At 73.5% G+C, this 18,562-nt stretch carries 15 protein-coding genes; 5 read left to right on the forward strand and 10 right to left on the reverse strand.

Annotated elements, in window-relative coordinates:
* Positions 1-6: 6 nt before the first annotated feature.
* Together ABD223_RS01485 and ABD223_RS01490 are read right to left on the reverse strand one after the other, a co-directional pair.
* Entirely contained in the window at positions 7-1,395 is a 1,389-nt protein-coding gene (locus ABD223_RS01485; RefSeq protein WP_344033960.1) for an NAD-dependent malic enzyme, read from the reverse strand.
* 120 nt (positions 1,396-1,515) lie between these two features.
* On the reverse strand, positions 1,516-1,701 hold the full coding sequence (locus ABD223_RS01490; RefSeq protein ID WP_344033961.1) for a hypothetical protein: 186 nt from the start codon (positions 1,699-1,701) through the stop codon (positions 1,516-1,518).
* Positions 1,702-2,143: 442 nt separating this feature from the next.
* Between ABD223_RS01490 and ABD223_RS01495 the strand changes: the two genes are divergently transcribed.
* The gene (locus tag ABD223_RS01495) at positions 2,144-4,408 is read left to right on the forward strand and encodes a helicase-associated domain-containing protein (RefSeq protein WP_344033962.1); all 2,265 of its coding nucleotides are present in this window, start codon (positions 2,144-2,146) and stop codon (positions 4,406-4,408) included.
* A gap of 141 nt (positions 4,409-4,549) precedes the next feature.
* Here the strand turns inward: ABD223_RS01495 and ABD223_RS01500 are convergent, their stop codons facing one another.
* Genes ABD223_RS01500 through ABD223_RS01515 form a run of 4 tightly spaced genes read right to left on the reverse strand, consistent with a single transcriptional unit; the run spans position 4,550 to position 9,690 of the window.
* Positions 4,550-5,155, reverse strand: a complete 606-nt coding sequence (locus tag ABD223_RS01500; protein WP_033432210.1) for a GTP-binding protein — start codon at positions 5,153-5,155, stop codon at positions 4,550-4,552.
* Entirely contained in the window at positions 5,136-5,906 is a 771-nt protein-coding gene (locus tag ABD223_RS01505; RefSeq protein ID WP_344033963.1) for a DUF742 domain-containing protein, read from the reverse strand. Before ABD223_RS01505 ends, ABD223_RS01500 begins: the two co-directional genes overlap by 20 nt.
* A gap of 29 nt (positions 5,907-5,935) precedes the next feature.
* Positions 5,936-6,355, reverse strand: a complete 420-nt coding sequence (locus ABD223_RS01510) for a roadblock/LC7 domain-containing protein (RefSeq protein WP_344033964.1) — start codon at positions 6,353-6,355, stop codon at positions 5,936-5,938.
* Positions 6,352-9,690: a nitrate- and nitrite sensing domain-containing protein gene (locus tag ABD223_RS01515; RefSeq protein WP_344033965.1), complete on the reverse strand. Its 3,339-nt coding sequence runs from the start codon at positions 9,688-9,690 to the stop codon at positions 6,352-6,354. The genes ABD223_RS01510 and ABD223_RS01515 overlap by 4 nt, the downstream gene beginning before the upstream one ends.
* A 486-nt stretch (positions 9,691-10,176) precedes the next feature.
* Here ABD223_RS01515 and ABD223_RS01520 point away from each other — a divergent pair, with 486 nt between their 5' ends.
* A complete protein-coding gene (locus ABD223_RS01520) occupies positions 10,177-11,112 on the forward strand; it encodes an ABC transporter substrate-binding protein (RefSeq protein ID WP_344033966.1) in 936 nt (311 codons plus the stop codon).
* Between the two features lie 57 nt (positions 11,113-11,169).
* On the opposite strand, the gene ABD223_RS01525 is transcribed toward ABD223_RS01520, so the two are convergent.
* The 3 genes from ABD223_RS01525 to ABD223_RS01535 form a co-directional block, all read right to left on the reverse strand.
* Positions 11,170-12,063 carry an LppU/SCO3897 family protein gene (locus ABD223_RS01525; protein WP_344033967.1) on the reverse strand — a complete coding sequence of 298 codons (894 nt, stop codon included), beginning with the start codon at positions 12,061-12,063 and terminating at the stop codon, positions 11,170-11,172.
* A gap of 72 nt (positions 12,064-12,135) precedes the next feature.
* Positions 12,136-12,609 carry an LppU/SCO3897 family protein gene (locus ABD223_RS01530; protein WP_344033968.1) on the reverse strand — a complete coding sequence of 158 codons (474 nt, stop codon included), beginning with the start codon at positions 12,607-12,609 and terminating at the stop codon, positions 12,136-12,138.
* Positions 12,610-12,665: 56 nt separating this feature from the next.
* Positions 12,666-13,955, reverse strand: coding sequence for an LppU/SCO3897 family protein (locus ABD223_RS01535; protein ID WP_344033969.1), 1,290 nt, complete (start codon positions 13,953-13,955; stop codon positions 12,666-12,668).
* Between the two features lie 138 nt (positions 13,956-14,093).
* On the opposite strand from ABD223_RS01535, the gene ABD223_RS01540 reads away from it, so the two are divergent.
* The 3 genes from ABD223_RS01540 (at position 14,094) to ABD223_RS01550 (ending at position 17,456) form a co-directional block, all read left to right on the forward strand.
* On the forward strand, positions 14,094-15,755 hold the full coding sequence (locus ABD223_RS01540; RefSeq protein ID WP_344033970.1) for a DNA repair helicase XPB: 1,662 nt from the start codon (positions 14,094-14,096) through the stop codon (positions 15,753-15,755).
* 96 nt (positions 15,756-15,851) lie between these two features.
* Positions 15,852-16,490 (forward strand): hypothetical protein, encoded by a 639-nt coding sequence (locus ABD223_RS01545; protein ID WP_344033971.1) that lies wholly within the window; start codon positions 15,852-15,854, stop codon positions 16,488-16,490.
* Between the two features lie 9 nt (positions 16,491-16,499).
* A complete protein-coding gene (locus ABD223_RS01550; RefSeq protein WP_344033973.1) occupies positions 16,500-17,456 on the forward strand; it encodes an o-succinylbenzoate synthase in 957 nt (318 codons plus the stop codon).
* Positions 17,457-17,497: 41 nt separating this feature from the next.
* Here ABD223_RS01550 and ABD223_RS01555 read toward each other — a convergent pair whose 3' ends face one another.
* Positions 17,498-18,556 (reverse strand): CapA family protein, encoded by a 1,059-nt coding sequence (locus ABD223_RS01555; RefSeq protein WP_344033974.1) that lies wholly within the window; start codon positions 18,554-18,556, stop codon positions 17,498-17,500.
* Positions 18,557-18,562 lie beyond the last annotated feature (6 nt).

An 18,562-nucleotide genomic window follows, 5' to 3' on the forward strand; every position in this document is an offset into this window, starting at 1 on the left:
CCGGGCTCAGGCCGCCCCGGTCGCCGCCTTCCGCACCGCCTCGGCCACCGCCGGCGCCACCGTGCTGTCGAACACGCTGGGCACGATGAACGAGGCGTTGAGCCGGTCGCCGTCCACCACGTCCGCGATGGCGTTCGCCGCGGCCAGCAGCATCGAGTCGGTGATGGAGTGCGCGTTGGCGTCCAGCAGGCCCCGGAACACGCCGGGGAACGCCAGCACGTTGTTGATCTGGTTCGGGAAGTCGCTGCGCCCGGTGGCCACGATGGCGGCGTGCTTCTGCGCCTCCATCGGGTCGATCTCCGGGTCCGGGTTGGCCAGCGCGAACACGATCGCGTCGGGGTTCATCGTGGCGACCTGCTCGGCGCCGAACAGGTTCGGGGCCGACACGCCGATGAACACGTCCGCGCCGACCAGCGCGTCGTGCAGCCGGCCGCTGACGTTGGACCTGTTCGTGGCGGCCGCGATCGACTTCAGGTTGTCGTCCAGGCCGGGCCGGTCGCGGTGCACGATGCCGTCGACGTCGACCGCGACCACGTCACCGGGGCCCTGCTTGAGCAGCAGCCGGATGATCGCGCTGCCCGCCGCGCCCACGCCGCAGACCACGATCTTGCAGTCGTCGATCTTCTTGCCGACCACGCGCAGGGCGTTGCGCAGCGCGCCGACCACGACGATCGCGGTGCCGTGCTGGTCGTCGTGGAAGACCGGGATGTCCAGCTTCTCCCGCAGCCTCGCCTCGATCTCGAAGCAGCGGGGCGCGGCGATGTCCTCCAGGTTGATGCCGCCGTAGACGGGGGCGATCAGCTCGACCGCGCGGATGATCTCCTCGGTGTCCTGGGTGTCCAGGCACACCGGCCAGGCGTCCACGCCCGCGAACTTCTTGAACAGCGCGGCCTTGCCCTCCATCACCGGCAGCGCGGCGGCCGGGCCGAGGTTGCCCAGGCCGAGCACGGCCGAGCCGTCGGTGACCACGGCGACGGTGTTGCGCTTGATGGTGAGCCGGCGGGCGTCGTCGGGGTTCTCCGCGATGGCCTGGCAGATGCGGGCCACGCCGGGCGTGTAGGCGCGGGAGAGGTCGTCGCGGTTGCGCAGCGGCACCTTGGACGAGATCTCGATCTTGCCGCCGAGGTGGACCAGGAACGTCCGGTCGGACACCTTGCGGACCGCGACGCCCGGCAGCAGGCCGAGGGTGTCGGTGATGTCCTTGGCGTGGTTGGCCGACAGGGCGTTGCAGGTGAGGTCGATGATCACCCGGTCGCTGTGCGACTCGACGACGTCGAACGCGGTGATGACCCCACCGGCCCGACCGACCGCCGAGGCGAGGTCGCCCGCGGCCGACGCCGACGGCGGGGCCTCCAGGCGGACGGTGATCGAGTAACCAGGGCCGGGGACCGGCACGGCGAACCTCCCAGGACTGCGCAGCTCAAGAGGCCGTTGAGCGTAGTCCCGGCAGAATTGCGGAACGCGCGCGGCTCGTTCACCGCGCGCGTCCGTGTGTTAGTGGGTCGCCGGCCTGCGCTACCGGTTGATCTCGGTCACCGGGTGGTGGTAGCCGAGGTCCTCGACCGGCAGGGGGAAGGTGACCTTGCCGAACGGGGACAGCGCGCCCTGGACGTCGGCGGCCAGCTCGCTGACCGCGTACTTGCCGTCCGCGGGCGGCTCCGGCCAGTTCGGGTCGATGCGCTCGGGGCGGGCCTTGGCCACGGTTCCTCCTCGGTGTTGCCTGCGTCGGGTCAAGTGTGCCTCACCGGGCCGTTCCGGTCGGCCGGCGGTGCCGGGACCGAAATCCGAGAGACGCGTCACTTGTGCGATACCTAACCGTCCGCCGCACCCTCGAACCGCCCACCCACCACCCAACCCGCGCGTGTCCTCCACTCAGACATCGCGAGTCGTACGTTCAAGCATCACGAGTCGTACGTCCAGGACCGGCGAGTTCAGCGTTCAGGACCGGAGCGGCTGGTCGGGCGGGGTGCGCGAGTGTTGAACTCAGGGGTCCTGGACGTACGACACGATGGTCCTGAACGCACGACTCGCGGTGTCGGAGTGGAGGACACGCGGTGTCCGGGTGGAGGACACGCGGTGTCGGAGTGGAGGACACGCGTGGGGGGTGGAGGTGGGGTGGGGGGTGGCATATACCGTGGTGGGGATGTCCGGCGTCACCCTTGCCGAGTGGCTGCGGGCGCGGGAGGACGCCGCGCTCGTGGCGTTGTTGCGCGCGCGGCCGGACCTGGCCACGCCGCCGCCGGCCGACACGGCCGTGCTGGCCACCCGGATCGGGTCGCGGGCTTCGGTGGCTCGGGCCTGCGAGGACCTCGACACGTTCACGCTGACGGTGCTGGAAGCGCTGCTGGTGTTGGACGCGGATCTGTCGCCCGTGCCGGTCGAGCGGGTGGACGCGCTGTTCCGAGGTGGTGGCGAGGGGCTGGGCGGCGTTCGGGTCGCGGTCGGGGTGTTGCGGGAGCGGGCGTTGCTGTGGGGCGACGACCAGGCGATCTCCGCGTCCCCCGCCACCCGGGACGCGGTCGGCGCCTTCCCGTGCGGGCTCGGGCGGTCGGTGCCGGGGTTGGCCGACGTCGAGGTGGACGAGCTGCCCGAGGACGAGCGGCGCGTGCTGCGGGCCCTCGCCGCCGGGCCGCCGGTCGGGCAGACCAAGGACGCGGCCCACGTCGTCTCGCTCGCCAACGCCAGGACGCCGATCCAGAAGCTGCTGGCCAGGGGGCTGCTGGTGCGCCGCGACTCGCTGACCGTCGAACTGCCCCGCGAGATCGGCCTGAAGGTGCGCGGCGACCGGCCGCTGGGCGACGTGCGGGTGGACGAGCCGCCGCTGGGCACCACCGACCGGGAGCCCGCCACCGTGGACCGCACGGGCGGCGGCGTGGCGCTGGAGCTGTCCCGCCACGTCGAGGCGCTGCTCAAGAGCTGGTCGGACGAACCGCCCCCGGTGCTGCGGTCCGGCGGTCTCGGCGTGCGCGACCTGCGCAAGCTCGCCAAGGACCTGGACGCCGACGAGCGCCGCGCCGCGCTGCTGGTCGAGCTGGTCGTCAACGCGGGCCTGGTCGCCGACAGCGAGGGGACCGAACCGGAGTGGGTGCCGACCACCCAGGCCGACGCCTGGCTGGTGGCCGCGCCCGAGCACCGGTGGGTCGCGCTCGCCCAGGCGTGGATCGACCTGCCCCGCCTGCCCGGCCTCATCGGCCGGCGCGACGACCGCGACCGCCTGCTCAACCCCCTCGCGCCCGAGCTGAACCGCCCGGCCGCGCCCAAGGACCGCAGGCGCGCCCTGGAGGCCCTGGCCGCCCTCGACCCGGGCGTCGCGATCACCGACCCGGACGAGCTGGCCGCCGTGCTGGCCTGGCGCGCCCCCCGCCACGGCGGCCGCCTGCGCGACGAGCTGGTCCGCTGGACCGTGGAGGAGGGCACCCAGGTCGGCGTGCTCGCGCTCAACGCCATCACCGCCCAGGGCCGCACCCTGCTCACCGAGGGCCCCGGCCCGGCCGCCAAGCGCCTCGGCGACGCGCTGCCCGCACCCGTGGACCACGTGCTGGTGCAGGCCGACCTGACCGTCGTCGCACCCGGCCGCCTCGACCCGGAGCTGGCCGACGAGATCGAGCTGGTCGCGGACGTCGAGTCGGCGGGCGGCGCCACCGTCTACCGCGTGCGCGAGAGCTCGGTGCGCCGGGCGTTCGACGCCGGCCGCAGCGCCGCCGACCTGCACGAGCTGTTCCGGTCGCGGTCGCGCACCCCGGTGCCGCAGTCCCTGACCTACCTGATCGACGACGCGGCCCGCAAGCACGGCAGGCTGCGCGGCGGCGCGGCCGGGTCGTTCCTGCGCTGCGACGACCCGGTGCTGGTCGCCGAGGTGCTCGCGCACCCGACCGCCGAGCGGCTGGAGCTGCGCCGGATCGCGCCGACCGTGCTGGTCAGCCCGCTGCCGCTGGCCGAGGTGCTGGACGCGCTGCGGGCCGCCGGGTTCGCGCCCGCCGCCGAGGGCCCGGACGGCCGGGTGCTCGACCTGCGCGAACGGGGCCGCCGGATCGCGGGCAAGGGCCGCCGCAGGCCCGCGCCGCCCACCCCGCCGTCGGACGAGCAGCTGGGCGAGCTGGTCCGCCTGGTCCGGGCGGGCGACCGCGCGGCGACCACGGCGGGCGGCACGAGGGTGTCGGTGCCCGGCAACCTGGGCGCGGGACCGTCGGCGACGCTCGCCCTGCTCCAGCAGGCCGCCAGGCAGGGCCGCAACGTGCTGGTCGACTTCGTCGACGGCCACGGCACGGCGGCCCGCCGCGTCATCACGCCGCAGGTGGTGGGCGGCGGCGTGCTGGAGGGCGTGGACGTCAGCTACGGCGAGGTGCGCCGCTTCCCGCTGCACCGCATCACGTCCGCGGCGCTGGTCGAGGACGACACCCGGCCGTAGGCGCCGGGCACCGGGCCGTGGACGGCCTCTGCCGAGCCGTGCCGTGGACGACCCCGAGTCAGGCCAGGGCCTTGCCGTGGACGTGCGGCAACGCCGGTGGTCGGGGTCAGCCGGCCACCGGCGCGAGGACCGCGGGGGCCCTCAGCCCGCGCGCACCGACATCCACTGGCGCATGGCGTGCTCCACCAGCGTGATGAGCGTCTGCTTCGTGGACTGCCGGTTGCGGGCGTCGCACGTCACTATCGGCACGGACTGGTCGATGGTCAACGCCTCCCGCACGTCCTCGATGCGGTGGTGCAGCAACCCGTCGAAGCAGTTCACGCCGACCACGTACGGCAGCTGCCGGTCGTCGAAGAAGTCGATCGAGGCGAACGCGTCGGCCAGCCTGCGGGTGTCGACCAGCACGATCGCGCCGATGGCGCCGCGCACGAGGTCGTCCCACATGAACCAGAACCGGTGCTGGCCCGGTGTGCCGAACAGGTACAGGATCAGGTCCTGGTCCAGCGACACCCGGCCGAAGTCCATGGCCACCGTGGTCGTGACCTTGTTCGGCGTGGCCGAGAGGTCGTCGACCCCGGCGCTGGCCTCGGTCATCACCGCTTCGGTGGTCAGCGGAACGATCTCCGACACGGAACCGACGAACGTCGTCTTGCCCACGCCGAACCCGCCCGCCACCACGATCTTCGCGGAGGTCGTCGGCTTCCGCGCGCCTTCGGCCGCGTTGGGGCTAGAGCCTGCGAAGCCCACTGAGCACCCTCTCAAGGAATTCAATGGAAGGCCGGTCCCCAACGACCAAGCCGCCCTGGTGAATCAAAACCAAACCCATGCTCGCCATGTCGCCGATCAGCACCCGCACGACGCCCAGGGGCAGGCGCAGGTGCGCGGCGACCTCGGCCACCGACCTGGTGTCGGTGCACAGCCCGCAGATGGACCGGTGCTCGGGCAGCACCGCCGCCTCCCGGTCCAGGCCCTTCTCGCTGGTGGACACCAGCGCCTCGATGGCCAGGTCGTAATCGGGTCGGGTGCGCCCGCCGGTGCGGGTGTACGGGCGGACCAGCGAACCGGACTCCTCGGACGGTTCCGGGGTGGGTTCCTGCCGTCGCACGACCGGCTGCGGACCGGTCGTGTACGGCACCTGTTCCGGCACGCTGTCGGGCAGGCCGTGGGCACCGAACAGGTCTGCGCCCGGACCCCCGAACAGCCCGCTGCCGTACCCGTCGATGTCGAACCGGTTGGGGACGTCGTCGTAGTCGTACGACGAGTCGTCAACCTCACGCTGTGACATGTCGCCTTGCCCCTGCCCTGTGCCTTCGACCCGCGGTGGTCCCGGTGCCCGCTCCGACCGGCGGCCCGACCACGAGTTCGGTGCGTCCTCGGCTTCCTCGTCCTGTGCGGGGTCGGCATCCGGCTCAGCGAATCGGAAGCCGCCGACCGCCCACTCCTGGTAGTTGAAGTTCCTACCGAAGCGGCGGCCGCCGGCACCAGATCGTTCAGCCATTTACCTTCACCCCCACGATCTCATGAGGACTACCGCCGAACCACGCCCTGGAGCTGCGCGCGCAGCTCCGGGGTCAGCTGCTGGCCCACGCGCTCGACCAGGAGGGTCATCTCGTACGCGACCAGGCCGATGTCGCAGTTGGGCGCCGCGAGCACGGCCAGGCACGACCCGTCGCTGATCGACATCAGGAACAGGTAGCCCCGTTCCATCTCGACCACCGTCTGGTTGACCACACCCGCTTCGAAGCAGCGGGCTGCGCCCTGGGTGAGGCTGACCAGGCCGGAGGCCACGGCGGACAGTTGTTCGGCGCGGTCGCGGGGCAGGCCCTGCGAGCCGGCGAGCAGAAGCCCGTCGGCGGACACGACCACGGAATGCGCTACACCGGGAACCCGGCGCACGAAGTCGGTGATAAGCCAACCAAAGCTTCCTGGCTGAGCTGCGGTCGTCACTCCTGCTCCTCGTCTTGCCGGCTCGACATGTCACCAGCGTAAGCGTCGATCAACGCGTGTCGCCCTCGACGGACGCCCTGCTGAAGACTCGACATGCGTCCACGGATCGCGTCAGCCGATCGTGGTGGCAGCGGGGGCCGCTGCGGTTGGCGCTCCGCCTGGGGCTTCGGCGCGGCCGATCCGGGCACGAGCTGGGCCTTGGGCACCCGCTTGGGCAAACCCGCCTCCGTCTTGGTCTCGGGGGCCTTGTTCAGCAAGGACTGCGCCGCCTGCCAACCCTCGTCGGCAGGCGACTGCCACACCGACTCGGCGTCCCCCGGTCCGGGGTCGGCGACCGGCTCGGGCTCGGTCACGCGGGACACCTCCGCAGCGCGCTTGGGCAGGTTGTTGGGCGAGCCGGGCTGCCGCTTGGGCAACCCACCCCCGATCAGGGTAGGCGTGCCGTTCTCGGCGTCGCGCTCGGGCAGCCCGTTGCCGTTCTGGCTCACGTCGAGGGTGCCGCGCTGCGCGAGCGCGTCGCCGGGGTCGACGTAGGAGGTGTCGCCGATCGCCGGGTCGGCGAAGCCGGAGGCGTCCCGGCCCGGCGCGGTCCGCCCGAACCCGGTCGGCGCCTGCTCGGCGGGCGCCTCCGGGGTCGCGGACCTGGACCGACGGGTCGGCAGGGGCGCCGCCGCCTCGGGCTCGACGGCGGGCGGCACGGCCTGCGCGGTGGCCGCGGAGGTCTCGCTGCCCACGGCCTGGAACCACTGCGACAGGACCGCCTCGTAGATCGGCAGCCGCTCGGTGGGCGCGTCCAGCTCGACGTCGGCGGGCCGGGCGGGCACGGGCGAGGTGCCGTTGCGGTGCGCGGGCCCCGGCTCGTCGGCGGTGAAGTCCGCGCCGAACCCCGCGGCGGGCGTCACGTCCGGCTTCGCGTCGAAGTTCGCGTCCACCGCCGCGGCGAACTGCGCGGTCTCGAACCCGTGCTCGTAGGCCGGGTCGTGCCCGTCGCGGTCCTCGTAGGCGGTGAACAGGGTCGGCTCGCCGAACGACCCGGACGGCTCGTGCTCCGCGTCGCGCGCGTCGGACGCGGGCAGCCACGGCTGGGAGATCTCCTGCGAGGTCTCGGCCGGCGCCTCGGCGACCGGCGCCTCGCCGAACGCGGGCAGGCGCGCCGCGTCGTGCTCGCCCTCGCCGCGCACCAGGCTCACCGGGAACGCGGGCTGCTCGTCCTCGACCCGGGGCAGGCTCGGGAAGCTGGGGAAGCTCGGCTCGTCGTCGGGGCGGGTCGAGCCGCCGAGGCCGAACGCGCCGGCGATGCCGGACGCGCGCTGCGCCGAGTTGCCGCCGCCGAACGCGGGGGGCGGCGGTTCCATCGGCGCGCCGGGCTGCTGGACCAGCGTCTCGGGCACCAGCACGAGCGCGGTGGTGCCGCCCTCGATGTCCTCGTTGGGGCGCAGCCGCACCCGGATGTCGTGGCGCTTGGCCAGCCGCGCGACCACGTACAGGCCCATCCGGCGGGACACCGACACGTCCACGTCCGGCGGGTCGGCCAGCCGCTCGTTGGCGTCGTTGATCTCCTGCTCGCCCATGCCGACGCCGCGGTCCTGGATCTCGACGGCCAGCTCGCCCTTGCGGGTGCGGGCCGTGCGCACGGTGACCTTGGTCACCGGGTCCGAGAACACGGTGGCGTTGTCCAGCAGCTCCGCGATCAGGTGCACGAGGTCGTTGACCGCGCGGCCCTGGACGGTCAGCTCCGGCGCCTGGCCGACCTGCACGCGGGCGTACTGCTCGACCTCGGACACCGCGGCGCCGAGCACCTCGGCCACCGGCACGGGGCGGGTGAGCCGGCGCGACAGGTCGGTGCCGGAGAGGACCAGCAGGTTCTCGCTGTTGCGCCGCATCCGGGTGGCGAGGTGGTCCAGCTCGAACAGGCTGGCCAGCTGGTCGGGGTCCTGCTCGTCCTGCTCCAGCCGGTCGATCAGGTTCAGCTGGCGCTCGACCAGGGCCTGCGAGCGGCGGGACAGGTTGACGAACATCGAGTTGACGTTGTCGCGCAGCAGCGCCTGCTCGGCGGCCAGCCGCACCGCCTCGCCGTGCACCGCGTCGAACGCGCGGGCGACCTGGCCGACCTCCTCGCGGGTGGTGATCGGCACCGGCGCGATGGCCGTCTTGGCGGCTTCCTCGGGGTTCGGGGCCTTCAGGATCGCCCCGACCGCCTCGGGCAGGCCGCGATCGGCGACCTGGAGGGCGGTGCGGCGCAGCACGCGCAGCGGGTTGAGGATCGACCGGGCCACGAACAGCGCCATGACCAGGGCCAGCAGCAGCGCGCCGAGCACGATGCCGGAGTCGCGGAACGCCGCGGCGCGGGCGAAGCCGGTCAGCTCGTTGGTGCGGCTCTGGAGCTGCTCCAGGAGCAGGACCTCCACGTCCCGGGTGAGGTTCACGGTCAGCGTGGAGGCGATGTCCCACTTCTCGGGGCGCAGCGTCTCCAGGTTGCGGCCCGCGCCGGCCAGGTTGAGCGCCGTCTCCTGCATGTCGTTCGCGGTGTCGACGATCAGACCGGTGACCGTGTCGTCGTAGATCTTGGCCTGGTCGGGGGTCGCGGACTTGCGGAAGTCGTTGCGGGCGGCGTCCAGCTCGGCGTTGGCCGCGAGCAGCTGGCGCTGCTGGCCCGCGCTGAACGTGCCGCGCTGGAAGACGTCGAGCATGATGCCGCGCTTGCGCGACTCCTGCTCCTTGATGCGGGCGATGGCGTTGGTGGCCAGGTGCAGCCGCACCAGCTCGGGGTGGTTGATGCCCGCGATGGCCTGCTCGCCGAGGTCGAGGAGGCTCTCCACCGACTCGGAGTAGGTGCGCAGCACCGCGTCGGACGGGTACTGGGTGTCGCGGACCGCGTTGCGGAGGCTGTTGAGCCGGTTGAGCTGGTCCGACGCCCGGTGGAACCGGGTGACCACGTCCTCTTCCAGGTCGCCGCTCAGCTCCAGGATGCGGCCGTTGAGCGCGTCGATCTCGTCGTTGACGCGGCGCAGCTGCCGGTCGAGCACGACGCGGTCCAGCTCCTTGCCGGAGGCCACGTGGCTGGCGCTCAGGTCCCGCTCGCGCTGGAGCTGCTGCACCAGGTCCGCGACGGCCGCCTCCAGCTGGATCTGGTTGGCCAGGCGGTTGAACTCGGTCGCGTCGGTGAGGTCGGACTGCACCCGCAGCCCGCCCAGGGCGAGCGCGGCCACGGTGGGGATGAGCAGGACGGCCGCCAGCTTGGTGGGCAGCCGCCAGTTGCGCAGCCGCCACGCGGCGGGGCGCGCCTGCTGCTCGCGCGCTTCGGTGCTGGGGCCGGCACCCGGGGACTCGGTCACAGTTCCATCACTCAGCGCAGCCAGTCCGTCACCCGTTCCGGGGCTTTCCGAGCGCGGTGGAATCCCCACGCCTGACTGGCTGGGACCTCTCTCTCGACGGGCCACCCTGGGCTTCCTCTTCCGACAGCAGTGGTTCCCCGGCCTCTCCCCAAGGACCGAAGCATGGACTCTGAATTAGGGCCGAATTGCAGCACAGGAGGGGTGGTGCCGGCTAGGCACCCCTCCCCCGCACAGGGGCACGACCGTCCGCAACGACCGGTGCCACCGGCCGGCAGCGTAGTGCGCGACCCCTGCCCCGGGGAAGACTCCGGAAGCACTCACCGTATCGGAGCAGGGCTGTCGTTTCATACCTCTGGGTGGTTACCATCCCCCGCATCGACAAGTGCGTCGAAATATTCGTTGATCAAAAAGACCCCGCTGCACGAGGTCATCCAGGCGAGAGGTGCCATGCCTACCCCAGCGCGTGTTCTGCGACGTGCGGCAGCGTTGTTCGCGTGTGCCGCGACCCTGACGGCGTGCGGACTGCTGCCCGGCACCGACGGTGACGACCGCCCCGAGGTGGAGCGCAACACGCTGCGCATCGGCGTCCTGCCCGTGGTGGACGTCGCACCGCTGCGGCTCGCCCTGAACGAGAAGCTGTTCGAGCGCGCCGGCCTCCAGGTGCAGCTGGTCACGGTCGGCGACGAGACCGAGGGCATCAAGCAGCTCGACACCACCCTGGACATCACCTGGGGCAGCCACGTCAACCTGCTCCGCGCGTTCGCCGAGGGCACCCAGCTCCAGCTCCAGGGCGAGGCCTACCAGGCCGGTTCGAACACGATGGCGCTGGTCACCCTGGACAACGCCTACGACAGCCCGGACAAGCTGGCCTCGCCGCGCATCGCCGTGAACACGCTGGGGAACATCGGCGCCCTGACCACGACGACCATGCTGCGGACCGCCGGCGTGGAGAAGCAGGGCATCCGGCTCCAGGAGATGCCGTTCGAGCAGATGGTCGACGCGATGCGGGCCGGGACCGTGGACGCGGCCTGGATGACCGAGCCGTTCATCACCCAGGCGCAGCGCAACGCGGGCGCCCGCGTCCTGGCCGACACCGCGATCGGCCCGACCAAGGACTTCCCGGTGTCCGGCTACGCGTCGAGCAAGAAGTTCGCCGAGGCCAACCCGCGCACGCTCACCCTGTTCCGGCAGGTGCTGCGGGACGCGCAGGAGGCGGCGTCGAACGACAAGCTGTCCGTGCAGGACGTCCTCACCAGCTACATGGACGTCGACCAGCAGACCGCCGCGCTGGTGTCCATCGGCACGTTCCCGCTGTCGCTCAACCCGGCCCGGCTCCAGCGGGTCGCGGACATGATGGACACCGAAGAGGTGCTGCCCGAGCGGCTGGAGATCAGCGACATGTTGCCGCCGGGAACCACTTAACGACGGAGAGTCATAAGGGGGCCTTCAATTGCGAGAAGGCCCCCTCTTTTTTCGCATTCAGGCGCGGGTGAGGCAGATCGTGGTTGCCGGGAGCGAGTAAACGACCACCGTGTCACCGCTCGCGCACGCGTTCTCGTCGCTGCCGCCGATGACCCGCTCGACCTTGAAAGCGTTGGGTGTACCGCAGGTCACCTTGGTGGTTTTGGCCGCCACAATGGTGCCCTCCTGCTTGAAGCAGTCGCCCTCCGCCGCGTTGAGGACCAGGCACAGCTTGTAACCGTCGCTGCGGCGACCGCCGGTGCTGTAGAACTCGGTGTAGTCGCCCTCCGGGCAGGCGTCGGCGCCGCTGCCCAGGCGGGTCGCCACCTTGAAGGCGGCCTCGGGCGCGCCGCAGTCGACCTGCTCGGCCTCGGACTCGGTCACGCTCACCGAGTCGATCTTCAGGCAGTCGCCCTCCACCGCGCCGCCGGGACCGCCGGCGTTGCCGATCATGCCCACGACCGTGAGGCCGGCGACACCCAGCACGACCACGCCGACCAGTGCTTTGACGCCTTGGGAGAGGCCCCTCTTGGGCGGGGGGAAATGCTGGCCGCCCGCCGGGTACGGGGGGTGGGCGGGCTGGGCGTAGGGCTGGGGGTAGCCCTGGGGGTGACCGGGCTGGGGGTGGCCGGGCTGGGCCGGGGCCGCGTAGCCGGTCTGGCCGGGCGGCGGGTAGGCGGGCGGCGGGAAGCCCTGGGGGTGGCCGGGCTGCGGGTAGGCCTGGGCCTGGCCGGCGGGCGGGTGGCCGGGCTGCGGGTAGGCCTGGTCGGGCTGCGGGTGGCCGGGCTGGCCGGGCTGCTGGGGGTGGTGGCCGGGGAAGCCCTGCGGCGACGGCTGGCCCCAGGCCGGCTGCTGGGGTGGCGGGAAGCCCTGGGGCTCGCCGTAAGGCGGCTGGTTCGGGGGCGTGGTCACCTGCGTTCCTCTCGGTAGGCGAGCGGAACGTACCTCCGGGCGGCGCCCCGGCGCAGCCGAATCAGCGGCCGGTCACAGGGGGCTGCTCAGGCAGAAGGTGACCTCGGGTTCGGGGTAGCGGACCGTGGGCTTGTCACCGCAGTCCACGATGCCCTTCGTGGCCTTGAGCACGCGGACCGCGCCGGCCGCGCCGCAGTCGACCTTGCGCAGGCCGGTGCGCGGGTCCCGCACGTAGCAGGAGCCCTCGACGAAGTTGGGGATGAGGCAGAGGGTGAACTCGCTGGTGAAGGTCGTGTAGGGCGCGCCGGCCGGGCACTGCGCGGCCTCGTCGACGACCTTGGCGACCCTGACGGCGGCCGTGGCGTCCGAGCAGTCCGCGATCTCGTACCGGTCCTTGTCGCCGTTGCCCTCGACCCGCCCGCAGGAGCCCGGCGCGGGGCCGGGGGAAGAGGCGTCGCCGTCACCGCCGCCGAGCAGCGGCATCGCGAACGCGAGCGCGATGACCACCGCGACCGCGCCGACGCCCCACCGGATCTTCGTGCGCATGATCCGGGGCATCGGCGCGGTCGCGACGCGACTTGAGCGGGTTCACCCGCGCGTGTTCACTCCTCGGCCGGCGCGAGGCAGTAGGTGACCGGCGGCTGGGGGTAGGACATGCCGGCGGAGTCCGGGCAGGCCTCCAGGTCGGCGGAGCCCTGGATCACCCGGGTGACCTTGATCGTCTCCGCGCCCGCGCACTCGGACTGGTCGAACCCCGTGCCGGCCTCCTCGGGCTGGTAGCAGGCGCCCTCGACCATGTTCGGCAGCAGGCACAGCTTCTTGCCGCCGTCGCCGTCGGCGACCTCGGAGTAGATGCCCTCCTCGGGACAGGCGGCCTCCATGTCGTCGACCACCGCGCCGATCTTGAACGAGGCCTGGTCGTCGTCGCAGTCGAGGCTCTTGACCTCGGGGTTGTCCTCGAACTCGGAGGTGACGTCGACGCAGTCGCCCGCCTCCGTCGAACCGCCGCCCGCCAACCGGACCACGCCGAACACGACCACGGCGGCCAGCACGACGATCGCGGCGACGATGAGGACCTTCTTGCCCGTCCCGGACGGCCGGTCGTCGCGGTCGCCCGCGTCGCCCGCCTTCGGGACGGCGGCGGAACCGGGGTCGGCGGGGGTGGGCGCGGGCGCGGAGGTCCCGCCGGCGGCGGTGGCGCCGGAGCTGGTCGAGCCGGCGGTGGTCGAAGCGGGGGTCGCCGTCGAGCCGGGGGCGATCGAGTCGTCGATCGAGTCGGCGGGCGCGGCGCCGGGCGCCGGGGCGCCGGGGCCGGGCGGCACCTCGCCGACCGGACGGGCGGGCGGCACGCCGCCACCGGCAACAGCGGCGCCGGCAGCAGCGCCACCGGCGGCAACGGCATTCCCGGCCACCCCGGCGTCGGCGCCTCCGGCCACGCCGGAGCCGGCGCCACCCGTCGTGCCCGCACGGCCGGCGGGTTCGTCGGCCGCCGCACCGCTGACGGCGGACGCGGCGGCCACCCCGCCCCCGGTCGGCGGCTCGTCGGCGGCCGGCTCGCCGGTCCCGGTGGCGACCGGGTCGGCGGAGGGCGCGGGTCGGGCGCCGGTCACGGCCGTGGGGCCGGCGGGGGTGGCGGGCTCGTTGCCGGCGACCGGCTGCTCCCGCGCGCCCGCGCCCGCTTCGGGGCGGACCTCCGGCTCCCCGGCGCCCGAGCCGAGGCCGGTGGACGCCGGGGTCGTCAACCCGGGCCCGTCGGCGGTCGCGGCGGCGGCTTCGGAGGCGGCGATGCGCTCGGCGTCGGCCGGCGGCACGTCCCGCGCGTTCGGCGAGGCGGACCCGCGTGGGGTGGGCTTCGGCGCGTCCTCGGCGGGCTGGTTCGGCTCGTTGCTCATGATCATCCTCGCTGGACGGGTGCGCGTGACGACCCAGAAGGTAGTCCCAGGGTCGTGACCAGGCGCACACGCGGTCGGGCACCGGACTTGCACGTGGTGGGCACACTGGAGGTACCCAATCGACGGGAGTGCGCACCAGTGACCGACGGCCCCTTGATCGTCCAGTCGGACAAGACCCTCCTGCTGGAGGTCGACCACCCGCTGTCGGACGACGCCCGCACCGCCATCGCGCCGTTCGCCGAGCTGGAGCGGGCCCCCGAGCACGTCCACACCTACCGGGTCACGCCGCTGGCCCTGTGGAACGCCCGCGCCGCCGGCCACGACGCCGAGCAGGTCGTCGACGCCCTGGTCCGCTTCTCCCGCTACCCGGTGCCGCAGCCGCTGCTGGTGGACGTGGTCGACACCATGGGCCGCTTCGGCCGCCTCCAGCTGGCCAACCACCCGGCGCACGGCCTGACGCTCGCCTCGCTGGACCGCGCGGTGCTGGAGGAGGTGCTGCGCCACAAGAAGGTCAAGCCGATGCTGGGCGCGCGCATCGACGACGACACCGTGATCGTCCACCCCAGCGAGCGCGGCCGGCTCAAGCAGCTGCTGCTCAAGATCGGCTGGCCCGCCGAGGACCTGGCCGGGTACGTCGACGGCGAGGCGCACCCGATCGAGCTGGAGGAGGACGGCTGGCAGCTGCGCGACTACCAGCGCAGGGCCGCGCAGGCGTTCTGGGCGGGTGGCTCCGGCGTGGTCGTGCTGCCGTGCGGCGCGGGCAAGACGCTGGTCGGCGCGGCGGCCATGGCCGAGGCGGGCGCGACGACGTTGATCCTGGTCACCAACACCGTGGCCGGTCGCCAGTGGAAGCGGGAGCTCATCGCGCGCACCTCGCTGACCGAGGAGGAGATCGGCGAGTACTCGGGCGAGCGCAAGGAGGTCCGCCCGGTCACCATCGCCACCTACCAGGTGATCACCCGCAGGTCGAAGGGCGAGTACAAGCACCTGGAGCTGTTCGACTCGCGCGACTGGGGCCTGATCGTCTACGACGAGGTCCACCTGCTGCCCGCCCCGGTGTTCCGGATGACCGCCGACCTCCAGTCCCGCCGCCGCCTCGGCCTCACCGCGACGCTGGTCCGCGAGGACGGCCAGGAGGGCGACGTGTTCTCGCTCATCGGGCCCAAGCGCTACGACGTGCCGTGGCGCGACATCGAGGCGCAGGGCTGGATCGCGCCCGCCGAGTGCACGGAGGTCCGGGTCACCCTCACCGACAACGAGCGCCTGGAGTACGCGACGGCCGAGCCGGAGGAGCGCTACAAGCTGTGCTCCACGGCCCGCACGAAGCTGCCCGTGGTGAAGGCGATCCTGGGGCGGCACCCCGGCGAGCCGGCGCTCGTGATCGGCGCGTACCTGGACCAGCTGGAGGACCTGGGCGAGGCCCTGGACGCGCCGGTGATCCAGGGTTCGACGAAGAACAAGGAGCGCGAGGCCCTGTTCGACGCCTTCCGGCGGGGCGAGCTGAGCACGCTGGTGGTGTCGAAGGTGGCGAACTTCTCCATCGACCTGCCCGAGGCGTCGGTGGCCGTGCAGGTGTCCGGCACGTTCGGGTCGCGGCAGGAGGAGGCCCAGCGCCTGGGCCGGCTGCTGCGCCCCAAGGGCGACGGCAGGCAGGCCCACTTCTACTCGGTGGTGTCCCGCGACACCCTGGACACCGACTACGCCGCCCACCGCCAGCGCTTCCTGGCCGAGCAGGGCTACGCCTACCGGATCGTGGACGCCGACGACCTCCTCGGCCCGAAGCTCCCCGAGGTCGGCTAGCGGCGCGCCGCCCACGCGCTCGCGGGTGCGGGGCGGGAGACTCGACCCGCTGGGTCGGGCGGACCGTGAAGGACTCGTGATCGCGATGGAGGACCGGTGACGCGGCCACCCCGCTGGTGGATGTGGCGACCGGGGTCGGACCGGGCGCCCGCCGCGCGGGTCGCCCGCCGGCGGTTCCGGCGGGCGCAGGTGGGCCCCCTGCTGCTCCCCGCCGCCCTGGTGGCGTGCGCGTTGGCGGTGGTCGGGCCGTCGCCGTGGTGGTCGGTCGGCCTGGCGTGCGCGCCGGTGGTGGTCGTGTGCCTGGTCGCCGCCTTCCCCGGCCGCGTCGCCGACCGGGACCTGGCGCTCGCCGCCGCCGACACCGACGTCGTGCACGAACTCCAGTTCACCGACCCGGACCAGCGGCGGCGCGCGAGCCGGATGTGCGGGCACTTCGACGCCGTGCGCGGCCTCGACCCGGGGCGGGTGGCGCGCGTCGAGCACCAGCTGTGGCGGGCGCTGGTCGCCCTGCGCGACTCGCAGGGGCGCCGGGAGTCCCTGCGCCGGACCGGGAACCGCCCCGGCCTGGCCGCCGAGCTGGCCGGGGCGACCCGGGAGCTGGGCGAGCTGGACCGGCGCGTGGACCGGTTCGCCGACGCGCTGCGCGTGCTCGCCGAGGAGTTCGACGTGGAAGCGCCCGACCCGGACCTGTCGGACAGCGCGCTGCGCCGCGTGGCGGCCCTCGACCCGCTCTAGGATCCCCCGGTGCTGGTGTATTCGATCCCGATGCGCAACCGGTTCCGGGGCATCACGGTGCGCCACGGCGTGCTGCTGGAGGGCTCCGCCGGGTGGGGCGAGTTCTGCGCCTTCGAGGACTACTCCGACGCCGAGTCCGCGCCGTGGCTGGCGTGCGCGCTGGAGTCCGCCGAACGGGGCTGGCCCGCGCCGGTCCGCTCGGAGGTGCCCGTCAACTGCACGGTCCCGGTCGTCTCCCCCGGACGCGCGCACGAGATCGTCGCGGCGTCCGGCTGCTCGACCGCCAAGGTGAAGGTCGCCGACCCGGGCACGCCGCTGCGCGACGACCTGGAGCGGGTGGCGGCCGTGCGCGACGCCCTCGGCCCGGCCGGCGCGGTCCGGGTGGACGCGAACGCGGCGTGGGACGTGGACACCGCCGTGGCCGCCGTCCGCGAGCTGGACCGCGCGGCGGGCGGGCTGGAGTACGTCGAGCAGCCGTGCCGGTCGGTCGGGGAGCTGGCGGCCGTGCGCAGGCGGGTGGACGTGCGGATCGCGGCGGACGAGTCGATCCGGCGGGCCGAGGACCCGATGAGGGTGGCCGTGGCGGGCGCGGCGGACGTGGCGGTGATCAAGGTCGCGCCGCTGGGCGGGGTGCGGCGGGCGCTGGCGGTGGCCGAGGCGTGCGGCCTGCCGTGCGTGGTGTCGTCGGCCGTGGAGTCGTCGGTGGGCCTGGCGGCGGGGCTGGCGCTGGCCGGCGCCCTGCCCGAGCTGGACTTCGCGTGCGGGCTGGGCACCGCGTCCCTGCTGGACGGCGACGTGACGACCGACTCGCTGCGCCCGGTGGGCGGCAGGCTGCCGGTGCCGTCGAGGCCGCCCGCGCCCGACCTGTTCGCCGGTTTCGCCGCCGACGGGGCGACGGCGGCCCGCTGGCTCGACCGGCTCGACCGGGTCCGGGGTGTGCTCGACCGCGGAACTCGGGGGTCCTGAGCGTTCGACACGGTGGACCCGGGCGTTCGACTCGCGGGGGCTCAGGGGTGGGTGATGGGCGCGCCCAGGCTCCGGACGATGCCGTCGGTGCGGGTCAGGGCCTCGGTGCGGCGCGGGGTGGCGGGGACGCGGGTCAGGTCGACCACGCGGATCGGCGGGCCGAACTCGACCAGGGTCGGCACGTAGGACGCCTCGGCGACCGACCAGCCCGAGGGGCCCTTGACGAACCGGAACCGGGTGACGATGCCCTCCTCGGTGATGCCGCGCGGCTCGGAGTGGCGCGCCACCTCGTTGCCCATGCCGTAGACGACCCACTTGCCGTTGACCTGCTCGATCGGCTGCACGGCGTGCACGTGCGTGCCGATGATCAGGTCCACGGCCGGGTCGGCCAGCACCTCGCGGGCCACCTGGCGCTGCTGCGGCGTGGCCTCGTGCTGGTACTCGTTGCCCCAGTGCAGGCTCGCGACCACCACCTCGGCGCCCGCCGAGCGGGCCGTGCGCGCCGCCTCCAGCACGCCCTGGGTGGTCAGCTGGTTCGCCATCCACGGCTCCGGCAGCGGGATGCCGTTGAAGCCGTAGGTGAACGCGATGTGCCCGACCTTCACGCCGTCGACGTCCAGCAGCAGCGGGGTCGCGGCCTCCTCCGGCGAGCGGAACGACCCGGTGTGCCCCAGGCCCGCCGCGTCCATCACGTCCAGCGTGGTCCTGATGGCCGGCGCGCCCCGGTCGAGGGTGTGGTTGGAGGCGGTGGAGCAGCTGTCGTAGCCGATGTCCTTCAGCGCCGCCGCGATTTCGGGCGGCGCGCTGAACGCCGGGTAGCCGTAGGTGGGCGCGCCCGGCGCGGACAGCGGCGTCTCCAGGTGGCAGAGGGACACGTCGGCGTCGACGGCCTGCCGCAGGCCTTCGAGCAGCGGCACGAAGTTCCGGGCGCCGTCCCGGTCGGCCTGCTCGGTCAGCGCCGGGTGGATCAGGACGTCCCCGCCCGCGGCGAGCGTGAACGACGGCGGCTCGGGCGCGGCCGAGGACGTCGTGGCCGGCGCGGTCCGGGGCGTGGTGACCACCACGGGCGAGCCGGTGCAGGCCACGGCGGCGCAGGTCACGGCGGC

The sequence above is a fragment of the Saccharothrix xinjiangensis genome, from assembly GCF_039527585.1.
Classification (GTDB): domain Bacteria; phylum Actinomycetota; class Actinomycetes; order Mycobacteriales; family Pseudonocardiaceae; genus Actinosynnema; species Actinosynnema xinjiangensis.

Coding starts and splice junctions, on each gene's coding strand:
- ABD223_RS01505 (WP_344033963.1), bottom strand. CDS start 5,906: ATGGCTGAACGATCTGGTGCCGGCGGCCGCCGCTTCGGTAGGAACTTC.
- ABD223_RS01535 (WP_344033969.1), bottom strand. CDS start 13,955: ATGAGCAACGAGCCGAACCAGCCCGCCGAGGACGCGCCGAAGCCCACC.
- ABD223_RS01495 (WP_344033962.1), top strand. CDS start 2,144: ATGTCCGGCGTCACCCTTGCCGAGTGGCTGCGGGCGCGGGAGGACGCC.
- ABD223_RS01530 (WP_344033968.1), bottom strand. CDS start 12,609: ATGCGCACGAAGATCCGGTGGGGCGTCGGCGCGGTCGCGGTGGTCATC.